Below are 22,252 nucleotides of genomic sequence, written 5' to 3' on the forward strand. Positions count from 1 at the left end.
TTTAATTTTTAAAAGTGGTAGCGTTTAAAGGCTTCAATAGCGGCATATTCGGCTAAGCCTAAATCATTGTATTTTTTTGCGGTCAGGCGGTTTCGATCTTCGGCGCGTACCCAGAACTCTCTGGAGTCATCTCCCTGAAACATCACCCCGTCTTTTTGCGACTGGTGATAGAAAATGGCATGACGTTTTTTAAGCACTTGATCGGGACTCATAGGAATCGCCATATCAATTTCATACGATTCCCATTCGTGCCAGGCGCCGCGATATAACCACACCCAGCAATCGTTCATGTAGGGTTTTAGTTTTAATTCATCTAAAGCCATAAATAAGGCATTTAAACACACACGATGTGTGCCATGCGGATCGGCTAAATCGCCTGCAGCATAAATTTGATGCGGTTTTATGCGTTCAATTAAATCGCAGATGATATTAATATCGGCAGACGTTAAATGGCCTTTTTTTATGGTTCCGGTTTCGTAAAACGGAAGATCTAAAAAGTGTACATTTTCATCTTTCAAGCCTAAATATCTTGTAGCGCCAAGAGATTCACCTCGACGAATTTTTCCTTTTAAATTGCGTACTTCTAAGCAGTCGATGTCGCTCTCTCGCTTTGTTTTGAGGTATGAAATTATTTTATCTATTTCTGCATTCGGTTCGAAAAGGTTTGCTATTTCTGCAAATTTTAAGCTTTCTTCATCCGAAACAGCAATGTTTCCTGAAGTTTGGTAAGCCACATGCACGTCGTGACCTTGCTCCACAAGGCGATCGAAAGTACCTCCCATAGAAATAACGTCGTCGTCGGGGTGTGGACTAAAAATGATGATGCGCTTTTTTTCGGGTGTAGCCCGTTCAGGACGGTAAGTATCATCGGCATTAGGTTTTCCTCCGGGCCATCCTGTAATTGTATGTTGTAGTTGATTAAACATTTTAATGTTTAAATCGTAAGCAGTGCCTTCTTCGGTTAATAAACCAGACATGCCATTATCGTTATAATCCTTATCAGTTAGTTTTAAAATAGGTTTATTTAGTAGTTCACTAAGCCAAACCACGGCCTTTAATTTTAAAATATTGGTCCATAAGCAAGAGGTAACTAACCAAGGGGTTTTTACTCGGGTAAGTTCCAGTGCTGCTTCATGATCTAATACAAAAGTGGTGTTATGATGTTCCTGTAAATAAGTTGCAGGAATGTTTGCGGTTATTTCGCCTTCAATGGCTTGTTGTATAATTTGTGCTTTATTATTTCCCCATGCTAATAACACAATACGTTTGGCGCTTTTTATGGTGCCAATACCCATAGTGATGGCTTTACGTGGCACGTTATCAATGCCTAAAAAAGATGAGGCGGCATCAACACGTGTAATGTGATCTAGAGTAATGCTTCGTGTGCCAGAGTTGAGGTGTGATCCGGGTTCGTTAAAACCGATATGCCCTGTTCGTCCAATGCCTAATAATTGAAAATCTAGTCCGCCATAGGATTTAATTTTCATTTCATAATCTATGCAGAATTGGTATAGTTCGTCGGTAGGTACTTTACCATCGGGGATGTTGATGTTTTCAGAAAGGATATCGATATGGTTGAACAAATGTTCGTGCATAAAGTAGTGATAACTCTGAATGTTGTGTTTATCCATTGGAAAGTATTCATCCAGGTTAAAGGTGACTACATTAGAGAAACTTAAGCCTTCCTCTTTGTGCATACGTACCAGTTCTTCGTACACTTTTATAGGAGACGATCCGGTGGCTAAACCAAGAATACAAGGTAGACCTTGCGATTGTTTATCACGAATTAAAGAGGCGATTTCCTGGGCTACAATAGTTGAAGCTTCAAGTGAAGATTCGAAAATAACATTGTGTATTTTTTCAAAGCGTGTTTCTTCAAATTTACCAGCCTCTCTGTAGGCTATACTTTTATAATCAGTGATATCTACTTTCATTTCATCTGTTTTTAAAAGCAAGCAGAACATTGTTCTGCTTGCTTGTTGAGAGCTTCTTCAATTAGAGCGTGCTCTGTTTAAACTAAACCAAAAAATATATGCTTATGAAAATCTTAAAAATTTGCAGCTCCTGTATCCCACCATAATCTCGTACCACCATTGTCAGCACCTTTTAACATGCCTACTGCAGTTTCTACATTGGCACCATTGGTGTTTTTCTCAACATCTACGAAGTTGATTCTACGGATTTGAATATCGGTGTCTATAGTACCACCACTGTTATTTATAACTACAGGGAATACTCTTGGGTAGCCAGTACGTCTGAATTCACTCCATGCTTCCTGACCATCAGGGAACATAGCAATCCATTTTTGAGTAATGATTTGCTCTAGCTTTTCTTCGTTGGTTCCGGCATCATCAAAAGCAATAGTAACATCACTTGGGTAAGCATAATCGTTAGCAGCATTTAAAGCATCAACGAAGTCGGATGGAGTACTTGTGTTATCGGCTAAATATGAATCAACACCACCAACACCAAACTGAGAGAAAGAAGCCTTAACGCCCATTTCGTAGTTTGTTTTTGCATCGCCTGCGCCTGCCCATCCGCGCAAAGCGGCTTCTGCTTTCAAAAAATAAACTTCGGCAGAGGTCATCCAGATTTTATCGGTGCCTTCCACCACCTGACCAATAGTAGAGTGACTTCCGTATTGTCCTTTGGCTTCAATTTCAATACCTTGACGAATACCTTTATAGTCTCCTAAAGATGCATCAGCCGGAGCGTTAAAGTATTTTTCTATTCTGCCATCATTGAATCCTTTTAAGATAGATTCCATTTCGGCACTCATACAAATGTCTCCCCAAACATTACTAATGGTATATACAGGGTGAACAAAGCCACCCATATCAACCAACATGTTTTCTGTTTCCATTAAACCCGCATTATTAGATAAGGATTTTTCACCTTCAGTTTTTGCCAAAGTCGGATCAACTTTCGATACACGAATGGCTAAACGTAAACGTAATGAGTTTGCGAACATACGCCACTTGGCAATGTCTCCACCTAAAGACGATTGATCGAAAGGAATGAATTGCGCATCACCTTCATAAGTTTCAAGACCGTCGATAGCTTCGCCTAATTGGGCAAAGAATGTTTTATAAGCGGTTTCCTGAGAGTCGTATTCTCCAGTGGTTGAAAAGTCATTAAATTTTGAATATCTGATAGGTCCGAATACATCCGATACGCGGTGCATTGCCATTACTTTTATGATGTTTCCTAAGAAAACAAATTTCTCTCCCGATGGATCTCCGGTTAATTCAACCATTTGAGCAATGTCTCTGGCATAAGGCATAACCCCATTCCCATTTTGAGAATCGTAGGCATCAGCCCAGATAAAACCGTTCCAACCATTCACCAAAGCATAAGTTTGGTTATTGATGTTACCGGCAAACGGTGTTGGTGCTGTCATATAACCAGAGAATACATCAGCATTCAGGTTTTGCTGTAACTGGTAGTTCCATGCTGGTTCTACACGTATAACATTGGCGAACATTGGAGCAAAATTAGAACCAATGTGGTTGTTTTGTTGTGTTAATCCACCAACCAGTTCTTCACCGTAAGGATCGGTATTTAAGTCTTCAAAGTGGTCGGTACAATTTGTTAAGCTAATGGCCACAACCGAAGCCAGAGTATATTTTAATATATTTTTCATATGTCTTAGAAATTTATGTTAATGTTTAACCCTACGCTTCTTGTAGAAGGCTGGTTATAAATATCTACACCTTGTAATCCTAAACCGGTACTTGCTGCAATATTTGGATCGAAAGGTGCATCCTTATAGAAGAAGAATAAGTTATTTGCGATGATTGAGAAGTTAATGTTGTCTATAAAATCACTTTGTCCCATAATTAATTTGTAACCTACAGAAAGTTCTCTTAAGCTCACATTAGTGGCATCGTATACATACTCACCTAACATCCCGGCCCTACCACCAACAGCATTGTAATATTCTTGAGCTGTAATTTGTGATGCGTTCCCAGATTCGTCAACAACATTAATCATACCTCCGTTAGCATTTCTGGCATCGGCAGTGGATTGAGACACTCCGTAGTAATCATTTACTGCTTCAGTTACACTCATAACGTCACCACCAAATTTACCATCGATTAAGAAGTTAAAGTTGAAGTTTCCGAATGTAAAGTTGTTATTCCATCCTAAAGTGAAATCTGGTTGTGCATGAGCTACAGTTTCAAAATCTGTAGACATTAAAGCTCCTGAATCGTTGATGACAGGAGTTCCGTTTTCATCTCTAACTAAAGAACGCGCTTTAATACTACCAAAGTCTTCTCCTTCTATTAAAGAGTACTCATAACCGTTTACACCACGAGCCGTAATAACTGCGTCTCCGTTTTGTAAAGCAGGGTGAACAGACACCACTGTATTATCGTTTTGGGCAAAGTTAAATGCTGTATCCCAGTTAAAGTTTTCTCCAACTACAGGTTTTCCGTTAAGAACAATCTCGAAACCTTTATTAGAAATTTCACCAGCATTTACAATGTTTTGAGAATATCCGTAAGGATTTGGTTCTGCCTGAATGTAGAAAATCTGATTTGTAGTTTTTGTGTCGTAATATGTGAAATCGAATCCTAAACGGTTACCAAAGAAACGCCACTCTGTACCAAATTCTAGAGACTGTTGTAACTGTGGTTTTAAAGTTTCTCCCTCTTTTGGGCCAACAGATGGTTTAAGAATATTATTAGACGTAGCACTGATGTTGTATAATGGAATGGTTGCATAATTTGGAATATCGGTTCCTACTTCGGCATACGATACTCTTGCTTTTGCGAATGAGATAGCTTGTGGTAATTCAACCATATCGCTAATGATTCCTGTTAAACCAACAGAAGGGTAGAAGAACGAGTAGCTGTCTGTAAGCGCTAAAGTTGAAGACCAGTCATTTCTCCCTGTAACATCTAAGAATAACATGTTTTTATAACCAAAGTTTACCGAAGCAAATACCGATTGCATTTCTTTTCTTCCGATACTTTGTGAAATATTATTTGTTGTTACAAAGTTGGCAATCGTGAAGTAATTAGGGTATTTAAGTCCAGCACCATCACGACCTGAATCTAAAAGAACTTTGTCTCCAATCGTAGATTTGGTTAAACTTGTTCCTAATAATCCGGTGAAAGAAAAGTTCTCTCCAAAATCTTTGTTATAGTTTGCAATGAAATCAACGTACTGTTGATTGTTTTCAGTTTTTTCTAAAATATATCGTCCGTTATCACCAGAGTTTACTGGGTCTGTTCCGGCGTATTGTTTCTTTTCGTAAGTAAAGAATGATTTATCGTAGCTTGCTCTCGATTGTAAAGAGAAGGCATCAGTAATTTGATATTTTAACGAAGCGTTAATTAAAACACGTTGCGCAATATCTTTACTTGGTGTTCTGTATGCTAACCAATATGGGTTTTGCTGAATGTTCTCGTCGAAAGAAGTGGCATACTGATCCATTTGGTTTAAAGCGGTATTGAAATATTCAAATTGGTCTTTGTAACTATTTCTATCGATTCCCACAGGGTTTAAATAATGACCTGTTAGTGGGTTGGCGTATAAACCATTTGTAGGACGGTTCCAGATGCGTTGGTCTGATAAGTTTACACTTGCAGAAACATCTATTTTTTCATCTAAAAACTTAGCGGTTTCTCTTAAGGTAATATTGTTTCTTGTTAAGCGGTTTTCAGGAATAACCCCTTCACCAATTGTATTAGCGTATGATAAATAGGTTTGCGCTTTTTGATTACCTGCGGTTAACGAAAGCGCATTAATAGAAGTGAATCCTGTATTAAAGAACGATTCAGCATCATTTTTCAATCCTGAAGATTGTGCTCCCCAAGATTTAGGGTCGGTTACATTTCCGTTTTCAGCGATTGGTTGTCCAACTGAATTACTTTGGTATTCTGATTGTAATTTTGGTAACGACATCACGTTGTCGGCAGTAAAACTAGAATTGAAGTTTACGCTTAAAGCGCCTTCCTTACCTTTTTTTGTGGTAATTAAAATAACCCCGTTTGCCCCTTGACTACCATAAAGTGCCGAAGCAGATGCTCCTTTTAACACGGTCATGCTTTCAATATCATCCGGGTTGATTAACGACATCGCGTCACCACCGTCTCGGTTACCAGTCTGACTACCAAAAATGTCTGTTCCTGGCTCATTTCCGTTGGCTCCGTTACCACTGTTTAGCACAGGGATACCATCAATAACATAAAGCGGATCGTTGTAAGTTGTAGAGGCATTACCCCTTAAAATTACTTTAGTTGCACCCCCTAAACCAGATGAACTTCTGGCGATTGTAATTCCGGCAGATTTACCTGATAAACTGTTAATTGGGTTGGTTTGTTTTACTCGAGTAAGTTCGTCACCGCCAACTTCCTGAGCAGAATAGGTAAGTGCTTTTTTCTCTTTCTTAATACCTAAAGCCGTAACAACAACTTCAGCAAGCTGTTCGTTGTCTTCTGCTAATTGAACATTGATAGTGTTTGAACCAGAAACGGTTACTTTTTCGGTAGTCATTCCTAAGAATGAAAATGTTAACACGTCACCAGCTTTAGCCATGATGGTGTATTTTCCATCAAAGTCGGTAAGCGTACCTGTAGTTGTGCCATCAATAATAACATTACCTCCGGCGATTGGCATACCGTCTGCTTTCGAGGTAACAGTTCCTTTAATTTCCTTTTCCTGAGCAAACAACTGTATGCTGAAGAATAAGAAGGAAAACAAGAGTGTCGTTTTTAAGTAATACTTCATAATTTGAATGTTTAGTCTTGTTATTTGCTATCAATGTTATTTATTATAAAAGTTGTTTTAAAAAAAAATATCTGAACTACACCATTTTACACACAGAAGACAGAGAATTATCGATAAATGATTTTGCGAATATAAACTCTTAATGAAATTATTGTTAATTAATTATTATATTCTTAAAATTGCTTGAGATAATTTAATCTATTTGTCGAATTTTTAATAATAATTTAAACCAAGACCCTTGTTGAGACTTAAGATCAAGAATACCATTTCCCCTAAATACCATGTGCTTTTTTGGCTTGTTTATTTCCTGTTTAATGTTATTAGATGGGGTAGTTATTTTAATGATTACTGGTATTCTTTTAAATCGAACCTTGTAGAGTTTCCAATCCATGTTATTGTGGTTTATATTAATATTTACTACTTGATTCCTCGACTTATACTAAAACGACGGTATTTAACCTATGTGTTAAGTCTGGTTTTTATGTTGGCTATTGTGTATTTGGTGAGAACCAGTTTGAATTATGTGCTAGTTACCAGAGATATATGGCCAGAAGCCGGTGGAACGGGGGAGTTTATGCAGCTTAATCATATCATCGCGGTTGTTTTAGGAGAACTCTACGTTATAGGTTTTGTATCGGCTATAAAACTCGTAATCGATTGGAGTCTGGAAAAGCGAAGAAATGAAAAACTGGCAAAGCTTCAATTAAGTACCGAATTGAAATATTTACGAACCCAGATACAGCCACATTTCTTTTTTAATACGCTTAATAATTTATATGCACTGACTTTAAAAAAGTCTGATAGTGCCCCGCAAATGGTAATTAAAATATCAGATCTCATGCAGTATGTCTTGTATGAAGTTAATAGCTCTAAGGCCGATTTACTTGAAGAAATTAATCATATTAACACCTATATTGATGTGGAGCGTATGCGTTTTAATGAGCGTGTAGAATGTGAAATGGATATTATCGGAGATATTGAAGATATTAATGTTCCGCCGTTGTTATTCCTGACGTTTATCGAAAATTGTTTCAAACATGGATTAAAAGGTTGTGAAAACGTAAGGGTAAACATGAGTTTTGAAGTATTAAATAAAGACTATTTAGAGTTTAAATTGTCGAATACTTTTAATGCCAAATCTAGTATAAACAACGAACAAGGTATTGGAATAGCCAATACCAAACGCAGGTTAAGCCTTTTGTTTAACAGTGATTATGAGTTTAAAACTACTGTAGAGAACAATATGTACAACCTTTACTTAAAAATACCTATTCGATGAAAATAAAATGTGTAATCATTGATGATGAAGCACTGGCGATTGAGGTAATTGAAGATCATTTAAAGAACTTCGATCATGTTGAAATTGTAGGGACTTTTACCAACCCTTTAAAAGCCTATGGTGTTTTAGAGCAAGAAAAAATTGATGTGGTTTTTCTTGATATTAATATGCCACAACTTAACGGGTTTGCGTTTATCGAGAACTTAAGTTATAAGCCTCATATCGTTATCACAACGGCCTACAGAGAATATGCAGTAAAAAGCTTCGAACTCGATGTTTTAGATTACCTCGTGAAACCTATTCCGTTTAATCGCTTTTTAAAAACCATTAATAAAGTGTATCAGCAGGTATATGTTAATAATACTTCCAATGATTTAGGTTTTCAGCAGGAACCACATATTTTTCTAAAAGTGGGAAAGAAATTAGTAAAGGTAAACCTGAACGATATTTTAATTATCGAAAGCCTTAAAGACTATATAAAAGTAATTACCACCCTTGGTGATTACGTTGTGCACAAATCCCTAACAGCCATTTCAGAAGAATTACCGCAGTCAAACTTTTTGAGGGTGCATCGCTCGTATACTATTTCAATAAATAAGGTTAATTCTGTAGAAGGAAATATGGTTGAAATATCGAACAGAAGAATTCCTATAGGTAGGAATTATGTTAAAATAACCCGCGAACGTATTCTGAACACTAATGATGATACCGATAACTAATAAAAAGAAAGCGGTATGTTAATATGGTAGCAAAGCAAAGAATTCAGTCGGTAGATTTATTACGAGGTATCACTATTGTCGCTATGATTTTAGTTAATAACCCTGGAGATTGGTCACATATTTACACGCCATTGTCACATGCGGAGTGGCATGGTTTAACACCAACCGACCTTATTTTTCCGTTCTTTTTGTTTATTGTCGGAATATCAATCTACTACGCCTATAAGAATAAGCAACCAAATACAACAACTTATAAAAAGATAGCTGTTAGAAGTTTAAAATTAATTGGGTTGGGACTTTTTTTAAAGGCATTTATCCCTACGGTGCCTTTTATTCAGGATTGGGAAAGTATCCGATTTATGGGTGTGTTGCAACGCATAGGTATTGTCTTTTTCATCTCAGCCATCATGTATTTAAATTTTAATTGGAAAGCGCTGTCAGGAGTCGTAGTTGTTATTCTTTTAGGTTATTGGTTATGGCTTGGTTTTGTGCCGTTACCAAGTGGTACGATGCCAACGTTTGACCGTGCACCTAATAATTGGGCTAACTATATCGATTTTCAAGTTTTAGGTACACACATGTGGCAACCCGATTACGATCCAGAAGGACTGCTAGGAACAGTTTCTTCGATAGCCACCTGTTTACTTGGTGTCTTAGTAGGAAAGGTGCTAGATAACCCTATAGACCGTAAAGCGTTTATATTGTTTTCTATAGGTATAATCTTGTTAGCTTCCGGATGTCTGTTTAGTATTTGGTTCCCTATAAACAAAGCACTTTGGAGTAGTAGTTTTGTTTTGGTAACAGCTGGGTATGGAACCATTATTTTATCTTTAATCTACTATATTGTTGATGTGAAACAGTGGCATTTTGGAGGAGTCTTTAAAATGGTTGGTATGAATGCGATTACTATTTATTTTCTTTCAGAGTTTATTGCGAAAAGCTTTTATTTAATTCCTATCGGTGAAGATTCAAATATTCATAATTGGTTGTATAGCTCAGTTTTTGCCCACGAAACATTAAGTAATAAGTTTTCTTCTCTTTGCTACGCTATGGTTGTGGTATTATTTTACTTAGGCTTAGGTTTCTACTTGTACCGAAAGAAGGTTTTTATTAAAGTTTAAGTGGGTTTCAAAATTCTGTTGAGAATGATGCGTTTAAAGTACAATGAAAGCTTTAAATATGTATATTTGAGCTAAATGAAAGGTTATGATAGCAAATGAATCTAATAGCTTAACTTTTTTTACACCTGAAGCTTCAAACGAGCTTGGTACTGTATTTTTTGATACAGGTATTTCCTGTGGATTTCCGGCACCTGCCGAAGATTTTAATGAGCAACGTTTATCGTTAGATAAAGAGTTAGTAAGAAACCGGGAAACCACCTTTTTTGCACGTGTTAGCGGACAAAGTATGATTGGTGCTGGATTAGAAGATAACGATTTGTTAGTCATAGACCGGAGTCTTGAACCTCAAAACAACCGTATAGCTGTGTGTTTTTTAGATGGCGAATTTACAGTGAAACGACTTCGGGTTGAACAGGGAGAGATTTGGTTAAAACCAGAAAACCCGAATTACCCCATTATTAAAATAACCGAAGAGAACGAATTCATCATTTGGGGTATTGTAACCAATGTGATTAAAAAGGTGTAAAATTTTATTGATTTTTTATAATGAAAATATACAAGGCTAAGAGAAAAGGACTTATTAATTATTTGCTTTTTGGAGCCTTAGTATTACCAATAGTTATCTTCATTCTCGATAAAAATACTTTCGCGCAGCGTCCGATATTACTTATGCCACTTGCAGGGCCATTAATTTTATTGATTTGGATTTATTTTGATACTACTTATAAGGTAAGTGATGGTAATTTATATTATCGTTCAGCTTTTCTAAGGGGTAAAATTAAAATAAGCAGTATTAGAGAAATTGCTAAGGGAAAAACAAAGTGGAGCGGTATTAAACCTGCTTTGTCAACAAATGGATTAATTGTTAAGTTTAATAAATATGATGAGGTTTATATTGCTCCCGAAAGTAACGACGAACTTGTAAACGATTTATTAAAACAAAATTCAGAAATAAGCATCGTATAAAAATGCGCATAAAAAAACGCGAAACTAAAGGTTTCGCGTTTTTCTATTCTGAATAAAGTAGTGTTTAGTCAACTAAAACAATCACTTTATTATCTTTCATTTCAATAGTCCCTGATTTGATTTTCAAGGTTAAAACTTTGTTATCATCATGGTGAGGATTAACTTCAGAATGTAACGCATCAAATTCTAAGTGACTTTGTGTGTGGGTATGAATTTTAATGGTTCCTTCAGTTAAAATAGACACGATTGCGGCGTGATCATTTAAAATCTGAAACTCACCATTAATACCAGGTAATGCTACAGAATCAACTTCTGAGTTAAAAAGGGTAGCTTCTGGTGATACAATTTCTAAATTCATAATGTTTTATAGTTTTCTATTGAATATTAAGCTTCAGCTAACATTTTCTCTCCAGCCTCGATTGCTTCTTCAATAGTTCCTTTAAGGTTGAACGCTGCTTCTGGTAAGTGATCTAATTCACCATCCATAATCATGTTAAATCCTTTAATCGTTTCTTTAATATCTACTAACACCCCTGGAATACCAGTAAACTGCTCTGCTACGTGGAATGGTTGAGATAAGAAACGTTGAACACGTCTAGCACGAGATACGGCTAATTTATCTTCTTCAGATAACTCTTCCATACCAAGGATAGCAATAATGTCTTGTAACTCTTTGTAACGTTGTAATAACTCTTTTACACGTTGCGCACAATCGTAGTGCTCATTTCCTAAAATATCAGCTGTTAAGATACGAGACGTAGAATCTAACGGGTCTACCGCTGGGTAAATACCTAACTCAGCAATTTTACGAGATAATACGGTTGTAGCATCTAAGTGAGCGAAGGTTGTTGCAGGCGCCGGGTCAGTTAAATCATCCGCAGGTACGTAAACCGCTTGTACAGATGTAATCGATCCTTTTTTAGTTGAAGTAATACGCTCTTGCATCGCACCCATCTCTGTTGCTAATGTTGGTTGGTAACCTACCGCAGAAGGCATACGACCTAATAATGCAGATACCTCAGAACCAGCTTGTGTAAAACGGAAAATGTTATCAACGAAGAAAAGTACGTCTTTTCCTTGTCCGTCTCCAGCTCCATCACGGAAGTACTCAGCGATTGTTAAACCAGATAAAGCAACACGTGCACGTGCTCCTGGTGGCTCATTCATCTGTCCGAATACGAAAGTCGCTTTAGATTCTTTCATTTTAGATTTATCTACTTTAGATAAATCCCATCCGCCATCTTCCATAGAGTGCATAAAGTCTTCACCGTAACGGATAATTCCAGACTCTAACATCTCTCTTAAAAGGTCATTTCCTTCACGAGTTCTTTCTCCTACACCAGCAAATACTGATAAACCACCGTGACCTTTTGCAATATTGTTAATTAACTCCTGAATTAATACTGTTTTACCTACACCAGCACCACCAAATAATCCAATTTTACCTCCTTTTGCGTAAGGCTCAATTAAGTCGATTACTTTAATACCTGTAAATAAAACTTCTGTAGAAGTTGATAAATCTTCGAATTTTGGTGCTTGTCTGTGAATTGGTAAACCAGCTTCACCAGCTTTAGGTAAATCACCAAGTCCGTCGATAGCGTCACCAATTACATTGAATAAACGTCCGTAAACATCATCTCCAATCGGCATTTGTATAGGCGCTCCAGTTGCAACAACTTCAGTTCCTCTACTTAAACCATCTGATGAATCCATAGCAATGGTACGTACAGTATCTTCACCAATGTGAGACTGTACCTCTAATACTAATGTAGAACCATCAGCTTTCTTAATTTCTAATGAATCGTAAATTTTTGGAAGTTCTGAACCAGCTCCAAACTCAACGTCGATAACCGGACCTACTATTTGTGCAACTTTACCTGTAACTTTAGACATTACTTATATGTTTAATATTATGCGTTTTAATTCAATGAAAACACTTCTAGTTTTCGGCTGCAAAGATAATTTTTTTAATTTAAAATGAAACTTGTTTTTTCAGGTTTTTTAGAATAAAAAAACACCCTCATAATGAAGGTGTTAAAAAATGTTATTAAAAGGCTTGTTATTGCAGTGTTGGTGAATAATTGGTAGGGTAATTTCCTATATCAACCAACTGTCCAGAATCAACAAAATTAGAATCGTAAGTTTCATCAATAGCCTTCATAAACTCATTAGCTAAAAAAGCATATCCTCTCGAGGTTAAATGAACGCCATCTAAAGAAAAGGCACCGCCTACAACTAAATTCGATGTTAGAGTGTAATCTCCGCTTGTTATACCACCACTAGCCAATTGATTTAGTATTTCATTCGTGTTTACCAAGGCTAAACCGGCTTGTTGTCTTATATTGTCTATTATCGCATTAAAACTTGTAGTAGCTGTTGCGATTTCTTCCTGTTCTTCAGGGGTTAAAACCCATTTATCGGCTAAAGGAATTGCAACGCCATTAACTGTTTGAGGATTCCCAGGAACAGCTTCGGTACCAATAAATGTTGAAGCCGATAAGACTAATAGGTCGTCTGCTGTAGCTTGTCTCATGCTTATTAGTGCTGGATTTAAACCGGTTAAATCGGTTAAACTTTCATCCATAATTACTACAGCGTTAGTTTCTGAAGCCTCAAAAGTTATGGTTCTTTTAGCAATTTCTGTATCGGCAGCTTCTTGCGTTATTAGTCCATTTCCAACAAGATATGCAAATGCCTGAACAATGCCTGCATTATAAGCACCGTAAGCCGATGTACTATTTAAATACGCAGCAGTGGTAGCATCTAATGGAACTGGATTATAAGGTACTGTCGTGAAATGTGGAATGCTGGTCACATCAGGAATATTAGCCACAACACCTTTAGCTCCTTGTGAGGTTAGTGTTGCAATTATAGCACCATACGTTTGGGTAAAGCCAACTCCAATGGCACCATCTAAAGGTGTAATTGGGTTGCTGCCATCTCCGCCTGATAAGGCGTATCCTAAAACATCATTATTCCCAATCCATAACGAAAAGAAGGTCGGCGATTGTGCCATAGCATCACCTAAAACCGTTGCCGAATTACTTGATGCCATGCGTACAAAATATGGATTGGCTGTCATTGGGTCTGTTAGTAACCCCGAAGGATTTCCAAAGCCATCATATAATAAATGATAGGATTTTGCTCCGGGCACTCCCATATTGTTGAATGGTCCTGTTGGATTATTTAATGCTAAATCTGTTGAAACTGTTACTGGGCCAATTACAGATTCTAAAGCCGCAGGACCTGAGCCGTTAAAGACTAAACGAGGCTCGGTAATTCTGTTTCCGCCGTAAGCTAATCCGCCGTAATTATCGTTCATTAAAGGTTGTTTGAATTCCCCACCACCGGCTAAAGCAAATTTAGAAGCCAGAATATTGGGCATTGAATTTTCCTGTGAGGCAATAAACAGAGCGTTATCTGTAAATCCAGCTGTAAGTGAGTTGCCTAAAGAAACATAGGTTGAAAAATCGGCGGTTCCCGAATTTAATTCCGGTAGAATAACTTCTGCTTCTTCCCGGTTAACATCTTCCAAGTCGTTACACGCTGTAAACCCTGAAGCAATGAATAACAGGGCAATATATTTTAAATTCATGATTTTCATTTTATAAGTTGTTAATTACCCAAGACACATAGTACATAGAACCAATGTAACCGGTACCAAACGCCGTATAGTATTCTTTACCTGTCAGGTTGGTACCTCCAATTTTAAATTGTGATTTAATTTTAGGTACGGTGTAACTGATTTGAGCATCCAAAACGTGGAATTCTGGAATAGCGCCATTCCCAAAAGTAGCTTCCCAATAATAATCGTCACTAAATCTGTACGAGATATTAAAGCCTAAGTTTTTAATAACTTCAGGGTTTCCAAAAGCAGCTTTAAATTTGTGTTCCGGTGTATTAAAGAATGTCGTAAAATCCGGATACCTACTTTGGTTGAAATCTAATTTTGCATAGGTATAACTTCCGCTTAAATCATAATTTCCAAAAAGTTTAGTCGATAAACTGATCGATGCTCCATAGGAATTAACGTTTGCAGGGGAGTTGGTATACGTACTATAAGCCTGAAAATCGCTATTAGAAATCGCCGCAACCGATAAACCGCCATCTCCCACGGTTCCGTAGTAAGGTGAAACCACTACTTCTTGTGACAAGAAATCTTTATAAGAGTTGTAGTAAGCACTAAAATCTATCACGAAACTGTTTATTTTTCCGCGATACCCTATTTCTCCCGATGTTACTTTTTCTGGTTTAACAAGTTCCGGGTTAGAAATTTCTAATACGCCAGGGTCTCCTGTTTCTTCTAATAGGGCAACTGAACTTGATGTATAAGAGTTATTGTAGGCAACAGCCCCGGTTTGTGTGATGGTTGATGGTTGACCGTATAACGTTTGTCCTGTAGCACTAACATTATAAGTTCTGGACCAACGATCTAAATTCTCAGGAGCCGATCCTACTAAGATGGCACGACCTGCATCAAGACCGATGAACAAATCCTGAGTTGTTGGATTTCTAAACCCGGTTTGAACAGAAGCTCTGATGTTATGGTCTTTATTAATGGTTAAACCGGCCGAAAGTCTTGGGGAATAGAACCCGTCAAAAAACTCCGATTTATCGTAACGAATCGATCCGGTTAATTTTAGGTTTAAACTTTCATTTAAATCGAATGCTTTCTGAATTTGTGTGTAAATACCATATTCAGAGTAATCAATAGTGCCATCGGTGTCTGTGTAAATGGTTCCGAAGGAATTCAAACTATATTTTCTGTACGACCCTCCAACTTGAATTTCAGCCCAGTCAATTAAATGGCTGAAATTGTAATTGGCATCGGTATGATAATATTCTGAAGCATCCTGAAATTTTGAACCTGTCGATAAATCCGGGTCATTAATACTTCTGTTAAATGCAGCAATATATTGTGGTGTCCCCGGAAGGTAACGCCCTGTATCGGCTACCGATCTCGCCATGGCATGTGCCTGTTCTTCTGTAGCACCACCAAGGGATGCCTGAACAAAAGTGCCCGCATATTCACCAAACCAGGTTTCATCATCTTTCCATGCTCTGTTGATATTGATTCCGGTAAAGACCATATCATAAGAATCACCAGCTTTATCGGTTACTACATAAGTTCTAACAAAGAAGTTATCGTTTTTAACTTCTAGTTTATGTTGTTGCTGAAAGAAACCATCAATATAGTAGCGGTTGGTGCCTTGGTATAAAGTGGTTCCTGTACCTACTTTTCCAACATATTGAATTTCGAAGTCGTTAGCCCAAGGTCTGAAATATAAACCCCAATCGGCTTTAATACTTTCTGCGTTATAATCGGTTAAATACTTCTCGTTATATCCTGTTCTACTTACGTCTACAGATGGAACCAGCGCATTAGCACCGGCAGGTAAAATGCCTAAGCCCTCTAGGGCAACAGCAACTTCTTTTATGTTAGTGGAAACTTCGTCTCCATATACATTTATTCCGTCGTAGTTAGGATTTTGTCTGGTGCCACCGGGGGTCATTTTATCGGCTTCGCTGGTTGCAGCCCAGTCGGTACCTTTTAAATACCCAAAATTCACTTTGGCAGCAAAGTGTTCGGTGAATTTATGTGCTGCTCTAAAACTAACATCGGTATAAGGGTTGTCTCCTGCTGCGTTTTGAGAGGTAATACCACGTTTTACCGAGGCACTAATACCTTGGTGTTTAAAGGGGTTTTTACTTCTCATGAATAAAATTCCGTTGAAGGCATTAGCCCCATATAACGCAGAAGAAGCCCCCGGTAATAGTTCTACGCTTTCTACATCAGTTTCAGTCATACCTACTAAATTTCCTATCGGGAAGTTTAAAGCAGGAGTAGAATTATCCATACCATCAACCAATTGCATAAAACGGTTGTTGGCAAAGGTTGCGAAACCACGTGTGTTAACCGATTTAAAGGTTAAACTATTGGTATTGACATCGACACCTTTTAAGTTTTCCAGTCCATCATAAAAATCGACAGAGGTTGTGTTTTTAATATCACGAAGGCCGAAGCGTTCAACCGTAACGGGTGATTCAAAAATACGTTCAGGAGTTCGCGATGCTGAAATAACCACTTCATCTAATGAGGTTCCTTCTTTTAATATAAAAGTGAGTACTTGTCCATCTGTAGTTATTTCTTCAGTGGCCGTATCGAAACCAACACTACTGGCTTGTATTTTAAACGGTGGAGTTAGATTTACAGTTAAACTGAAATTTCCATCAAAATCACTTACGGTTCCAGTAGATGTTCCTAAAACAAATATGTTTGCACCTGGAAGAGGGAGATTATTATCATCCTTAACAACACCAGAAATTTTTGTTTGCGCATAGGAGGCAAAACACCATAATAATACATAGAGAGGGAGAAATGTTTTCATTTAAAATTAGTTACGTTTTAGTTTAGTATGACACAAAAAGCAATTGTGTATTGCTAAAAATATAAAAAATTATGCATGCATAGTATATTTTGCAAAAAAAATGACTGTATTTTGTGTATTCTTTAATCCAAAGTGCTAAAATAAAAGAAAAGCGTATTGAATTCAATACGCTTTTTATCTAAAATTATAGAATAATTTATAAGTTATTGATTGTCCACGAAATAAAGTATTGTTGCCCAATATAACCTGTACCCACAGCACTTTGATATTCTTTTCCTCCTAAATTGGTTCCGCCAATTTTAAAAATTGATTTTATAGCGGGTATGGTGTAATTTATTTGAGCATCGATAACAGTTCTTGAGGGTATCATGGCGTTGGCTATATTGGCTTGCCATAGGTATTCGTCACTCCAACGTCCGTTAACTTGAAACCCCAAATTTTTAAAAAGATTAGTATTACCAAAGGATATTTTAACTTTATGTTCAGGGGTGTTGAATCCAGCACTGAAATCCGGGTCGGAAGATTGATCGAAGTCGAATTTGGCAAAGTTATAACTTGCACTCAATTTAAAATCTTTGGCTATTCGTGTTGATAATCCTATAATGGCGCCATAAGAACTGATGTCTGCAGATGAATTTGTATTCAATTGAAATATAGTATAATTTCCTGAGGCAATATCTGCAATACCGCTTAAATCACTAGTTGAACCTGAATTTGGAGTTATAACTACTTTCTCGGCGAGGAAATTGTCGTAATTGTTATAATACGCACTAAAATCGATGTCTACAGGGCCAACTGTGCCGCGGTAACCAAGATCGAATGCCTTTACTTTTTCTGGCTCTACAAGCGGGGTCATTCCCGTTCCATTTACTGGTTCTATGGGGGAGGTACCTTGCGATGCGGCAAAAGCCAGAAAGGAAGCTAGCGAGTAGGAATCGAAATAGGCATCTCTGGCCGTTAAGTTCGTGTTTGGTAAGTTTTTATCTAGATTAGCTGGGGCACCTCCAACCAAAAGAACATCACCAACATTAAGTCCAATAAAAAGGGATTGGGTATGAGGATTTCTGAAGCCTGTTTGAAAGGAGGCTCTAATGTTATGGTTTTTGTTTGCTCCCGCAAAATAAACTAGGGAAATTCTTGGAGACAAATTCGCATCAAAAAATTCATTTTTGTCATAGCGAATCGAGGCTGTAACTTTTAATCGGTCATCAGCTAGTTTTTTTATGCCCTGAATATAAGCACCGAATTCATCGTACTTAATTGGGCCATCGTAATCTGTGAAAATAGTTCCTTGAGAATTCAATGCATACTGTCTGGCAGAGCCACCAATTTGTAAATCCACAGCATCCTTTAAAAGACGACTAAAGTTATAATTACCTTCAACAACATACATTTTAGAATTGTCGATAAATTTAGAACCAGTATTAACATCTGGATCTGACGTTATTTGATTAAACAGGGTTTTAAATTGGGGGGTTCCTGGTTGTATGGTTACTAATTGATCGGCAGCATTTCTGGAAGCAGTGTGGAGCTGTTCCTGAATAGTTGGATCAAATGGATTGCCTCCACTTGCCTGAACTTGAGCTGCTCCTTGAAGGTAAGCCCCGGCATAGGTACCAAACCATTCTTCGGCGCCAACTTTGTTCATATTAAGACCTGTAAAAAACATATCGTAAGAATCGCCAGCTTTTTCACTGGTTGTGTACCCTCTTAAAAAGAAATCATCGTTCTTGATTTCCAGTCGATGTTGCTGAATAAAGAAGTTTTTGAGTTGATACCTATTGCCTCCCTGAAAAATGGTATTACCTCGACCTAATCTGGAATTCCAGATAATTTCTAAATCGTCAGCAAGAGGTCTGTAATGTAAAGCAAAGTCTGCCTTTAAACTATTGGCATTATAATCTGTTAAATCTTGCTCTCTGTATCCTGTTCTGGCAACATTGTTTTCAGGAACCAATATAGATGAACCTATAGGGAACAGGATTCCTTCATAAGTTTGAACGAGTTCTTTTAAATTCATTCCCAGGGCAGCACCTAATGAAATTTCATCTCCATATATATTTAATCCGTCGTGGGCGGGACTTGATCTAAAGGGTGAAATGTTATCAGGTGTACCAACAGATCCTCTATTATATTCATTATAATCTGTAGCATACCAATCGGTACCTTTTAAATATGAAAAGGAAGCTTTTCCGGCAAATTTATCACTGAATTTGTGAGCTGCTCTTATTCCGAAATCTCTGTAAGTGTTGTCGCCTGCTGCGTCTTGCGAAGTAATACCTTGTTTGTAATAAGCACTAATGCCTTCAAAATTGAAAGGGTTTTTACTGGTCATGAATAAAATACCATTAAACGCATTGGCGCCATATAAGGCGGAAGAAGCACCCGGAAGTAACTCGACACTGTGTACATCGAGCTCGTTCATACCAACCAGATTTCCCATAACAAAGTTTAGGGCTGGAGAGGCATTATCCATACCGTCAATAAGCTGAACGAATCGGTTATTTGCGAAAGTTGCAAAACCACGTGTATTAACGGAATTGAAGGTTAAACTACCGTGATTGATATCAACACCTTTTAAATTTTCAAGACTGGTATAGAAATTTGGTGTTGCTGTACTTACTCTAATATCTGTCGCGTCAAAAATTTCAATAGGAACTGGAGATTCCCGAACACTTTCTGGTTTTCTAGAGCCATAAACGACCGTGTCATCTAGGTCGGTTCCTTCTTTTAAGATGAAGTTAATAATTTGATTATTATTTAAAACTTGAATTGAAAGAGTTTCGTAACCTATGCGACTCGCTGAAAGATTAAAAGGAGGTCTCATATCCACTGTTAAAATGAAATGACCTTCTGTGTCGGTATAGGTTCCATAAATAGAATTTTCTATAATAATATGTGCATCAATAAGTGGTTGGTTATTGGAGTCTACAACCGATCCTGAAATGGTGGTTTGCGCAAGTAATGTTGCGCTAAATAGCGTAATAAAAAGAGAGATGGTTTTGTTTAGAGTCTTCATAATAGCCGATTTTAGATTTTTACTAAAATTAAGTTTAGGCTATGTAAGAGGTGTCCGAAATGATATCTGATAGATAAATTAGTACATATTTTTAGATGTTCTGATGAAAAGAAAAGCGCCAAAATTCATTTCGAATTTTGGCGCTTTTTATAATGTGTTCCTATTTTATCTATTCAACAGTAACCGATTTTGCTAAGTTTCTAGGTTGATCTACATTTTTACCTAATAATACCGCAATATGATAGGATAGCAATTGAAGAGGAATGGTCGTTAATAATGGCGATAACGATTCTAAGGTTTCCGGAACTTCAATCACATGATCAGCAAGCGCTCTAACTTGTTCGTCTCCTTCGGTGACAATTCCGATAATTTTTCCTTTTCTTGATTTAATCTCCTGAATGTTACTCACTACTTTTTCGTAATGCCCTTTTTTGGTGGCGATAACGACGATAGGCATATTTTCGTCAATCAAAGCAATTGGTCCGTGCTTCATTTCTGCAGCAGGATAACCTTCAGCATGGATATATGAAATCTCCTTAAGTTTTAATGCGCCTTCTAAGGCAACCGGGAAATTGTATCCACGACCTAGATATAAGCAGTTACGAGAATCTTTATATAAATCCGCAATTTCTCTAATATGAGCATCGGCTTCTAAGGCTTTTTCTACTTTATTAGGAATCATTTCTAATTCCAATAAATGTTGACGGAATTCTGAGCTGCTAATGGTTCCTTTAGCTCTAGCTAATCTTAAAGCCATAAGCGTTAACACGGTAATTTGTGTTGTAAAGGCTTTGGTTGAAGCTACCCCAATTTCTGGTCCGGCATGTGTATAAGCACCGGCGTGAGTTTCACGCGCAATAGAAGATCCTACTACATTACAAACACCAAAAACAAAAGCGCCTTTAGATTTTGCAAGTTTTATAGCGGCTAAGGTATCTGCTGTTTCACCAGATTGTGAAATAGCAATGACAATATCGTTCTCGTCTATAATCGGATTTCTGTATCTGAACTCTGAAGCATATTCAACTTCGACAGGAATTCTTGATAAGTCTTCAAATATATATTCTGCAACTAAACCAGCGTGCCAAGAGGTTCCACAAGCAACGATTATAATTCGGTTAGCATTAAGGAATTTCTTCATGTTATCCTCAACACCAGCCATTTTAATGATGGCTTCATTTCTTAATAATCGACCGCGATAGGTGTCGGTAATAGCTTTTGGCTGTTCGTGGATTTCTTTTAACATGAAATGCTCGTAACCGCCTTTTTCTATTTGCTCAAGATTTAATTTTAATTCTTGAATATATGGGTCGACTAAAGAATCGTCTTTAATTTTTCTAACTTTAATCTCACGATGCAATCTAACAATAGCCATTTCTTCATCTTCCAGATAAATGGCATTTTTAGTGTATTCTAAAAACGGGGATGCATCACTGGCAATAAAGAATTCTTCTTCGCCAACACCAATTGTTAACGGGCTTCCTAAACGCGCAATAACAATTTCGTCCGGATTATTTTGGTCGAACACCGCAATGGCGTAGGCTCCGATAACCTGGTTTAATGCAATTTGAACGGCTTTACCAAGTTTTACATCTTCTTGTATTTGAATGTCTTCAATAAGGTTGATTAGAACTTCGGTGTCTGTATCAGATTTAAACGTATAGCCTCTTGAGATTAATTCTTTTTTAAGCGATTCGTAATTTTCAATAATTCCGTTATGGATAATCGCCAGATTACCTGAGTTGGACACATGAGGATGTGAATTAACATCGTTTGGTACTCCGTGGGTTGCCCAACGGGTATGACCAATGCCTATATTTCCAGCTTTATTGTTTTCGGTTTCGCAACGTTCCTCTAGGTCGGATACTTTGCCTTTGGTTTTAGAAATTTTTAGGTTGTCACCATCATAAAGTGCTATACCGGCACTATCGTAACCTCTATATTCAAGACGTTTTAAGCCTTCAATAATAATAGGGTAGGCTTCACGCTTGCCAATATATCCAACAATTCCACACATAAAA

At 37.3% G+C, this 22,252-nt stretch carries 14 protein-coding genes; 5 read left to right on the top strand and 9 right to left on the bottom strand.

Features of this window, described 5'->3' with window-relative positions; genetic code table 11:
- Positions 1 to 8: 8 nt before the first annotated feature.
- The 3 genes from nagB to ICJ85_RS05670 all read right to left on the bottom strand — a co-directional run bounded on the left by nagB (position 9) and on the right by ICJ85_RS05670 (position 6,738).
- Positions 9 to 1,934, bottom strand: a complete 1,926-nt coding sequence (gene nagB, locus ICJ85_RS05660; RefSeq protein WP_188222803.1) for a glucosamine-6-phosphate deaminase — start codon at positions 1,932 to 1,934, stop codon at positions 9 to 11.
- 113 nt (positions 1,935 to 2,047) lie between these two features.
- Positions 2,048 to 3,643 (bottom strand): RagB/SusD family nutrient uptake outer membrane protein, encoded by a 1,596-nt coding sequence (locus ICJ85_RS05665; RefSeq protein ID WP_188222804.1) that lies wholly within the window; start codon positions 3,641 to 3,643, stop codon positions 2,048 to 2,050.
- Between the two features lie 5 nt (positions 3,644 to 3,648).
- On the bottom strand, positions 3,649 to 6,738 hold the full coding sequence (locus ICJ85_RS05670; protein WP_188222805.1) for a SusC/RagA family TonB-linked outer membrane protein: 3,090 nt from the start codon (positions 6,736 to 6,738) through the stop codon (positions 3,649 to 3,651).
- A gap of 241 nt (positions 6,739 to 6,979) precedes the next feature.
- On the opposite strand from ICJ85_RS05670, the gene ICJ85_RS05675 reads away from it, so the two are divergent.
- The 5 genes from ICJ85_RS05675 (at position 6,980) to ICJ85_RS05695 (ending at position 10,823) form a co-directional block, all read left to right on the top strand.
- Positions 6,980 to 8,017 (top strand): sensor histidine kinase, encoded by a 1,038-nt coding sequence (locus tag ICJ85_RS05675; RefSeq protein WP_194420820.1) that lies wholly within the window; start codon positions 6,980 to 6,982, stop codon positions 8,015 to 8,017.
- A complete protein-coding gene (locus ICJ85_RS05680; protein WP_188222806.1) occupies positions 8,014 to 8,736 on the top strand; it encodes a LytR/AlgR family response regulator transcription factor in 723 nt (240 codons plus the stop codon). The genes ICJ85_RS05675 and ICJ85_RS05680 overlap by 4 nt, the downstream gene beginning before the upstream one ends.
- Positions 8,737 to 8,759: 23 nt before the next feature.
- Positions 8,760 to 9,857: an acyltransferase family protein gene (locus tag ICJ85_RS05685; protein WP_188222807.1), complete on the top strand. Its 1,098-nt coding sequence runs from the start codon at positions 8,760 to 8,762 to the stop codon at positions 9,855 to 9,857.
- Positions 9,858 to 9,942: 85 nt separating this feature from the next.
- Positions 9,943 to 10,383 carry a LexA family protein gene (locus ICJ85_RS05690; RefSeq protein ID WP_188222808.1) on the top strand — a complete coding sequence of 147 codons (441 nt, stop codon included), beginning with the start codon at positions 9,943 to 9,945 and terminating at the stop codon, positions 10,381 to 10,383.
- Positions 10,384 to 10,403: 20 nt separating this feature from the next.
- Positions 10,404 to 10,823 (top strand): PH domain-containing protein, encoded by a 420-nt coding sequence (locus ICJ85_RS05695; RefSeq protein WP_188222809.1) that lies wholly within the window; start codon positions 10,404 to 10,406, stop codon positions 10,821 to 10,823.
- 64 nt (positions 10,824 to 10,887) lie between these two features.
- Here the strand turns inward: ICJ85_RS05695 and ICJ85_RS05700 are convergent, their stop codons facing one another.
- The 6 genes from ICJ85_RS05700 to glmS all read right to left on the bottom strand — a co-directional run bounded on the left by ICJ85_RS05700 (position 10,888) and on the right by glmS (position 22,248).
- Complete coding sequence (locus ICJ85_RS05700; protein WP_188222810.1) at positions 10,888 to 11,181, bottom strand: FoF1 ATP synthase subunit delta/epsilon; 294 nt, start codon at positions 11,179 to 11,181, stop codon at positions 10,888 to 10,890.
- A 26-nt stretch (positions 11,182 to 11,207) separates the two neighbouring features.
- Positions 11,208 to 12,716, bottom strand: coding sequence for a F0F1 ATP synthase subunit beta (gene atpD, locus ICJ85_RS05705; protein ID WP_188222811.1), 1,509 nt, complete (start codon positions 12,714 to 12,716; stop codon positions 11,208 to 11,210).
- A 166-nt stretch (positions 12,717 to 12,882) separates the two neighbouring features.
- A complete protein-coding gene (locus tag ICJ85_RS05710; RefSeq protein WP_188222812.1) occupies positions 12,883 to 14,418 on the bottom strand; it encodes an SGNH/GDSL hydrolase family protein in 1,536 nt (511 codons plus the stop codon).
- A gap of 10 nt (positions 14,419 to 14,428) precedes the next feature.
- The gene (locus ICJ85_RS05715) at positions 14,429 to 17,212 is read right to left on the bottom strand and encodes a TonB-dependent receptor (protein WP_188222813.1); all 2,784 of its coding nucleotides are present in this window, start codon (positions 17,210 to 17,212) and stop codon (positions 14,429 to 14,431) included.
- A 196-nt stretch (positions 17,213 to 17,408) separates the two neighbouring features.
- Positions 17,409 to 20,231 (bottom strand): TonB-dependent receptor domain-containing protein, encoded by a 2,823-nt coding sequence (locus tag ICJ85_RS05720; RefSeq protein ID WP_188222814.1) that lies wholly within the window; start codon positions 20,229 to 20,231, stop codon positions 17,409 to 17,411.
- Positions 20,232 to 20,400: 169 nt separating this feature from the next.
- Positions 20,401 to 22,248, bottom strand: a complete 1,848-nt coding sequence (gene glmS / locus ICJ85_RS05725; protein ID WP_188222815.1) for a glutamine--fructose-6-phosphate transaminase (isomerizing) — start codon at positions 22,246 to 22,248, stop codon at positions 20,401 to 20,403.
- Between the last annotated feature and the right edge of the window lie 4 nt (positions 22,249 to 22,252).

It is taken from the genome of Aestuariibaculum marinum (assembly GCF_014596975.1).
GTDB classification, from domain to species: domain Bacteria; phylum Bacteroidota; class Bacteroidia; order Flavobacteriales; family Flavobacteriaceae; genus Aestuariibaculum; species Aestuariibaculum marinum.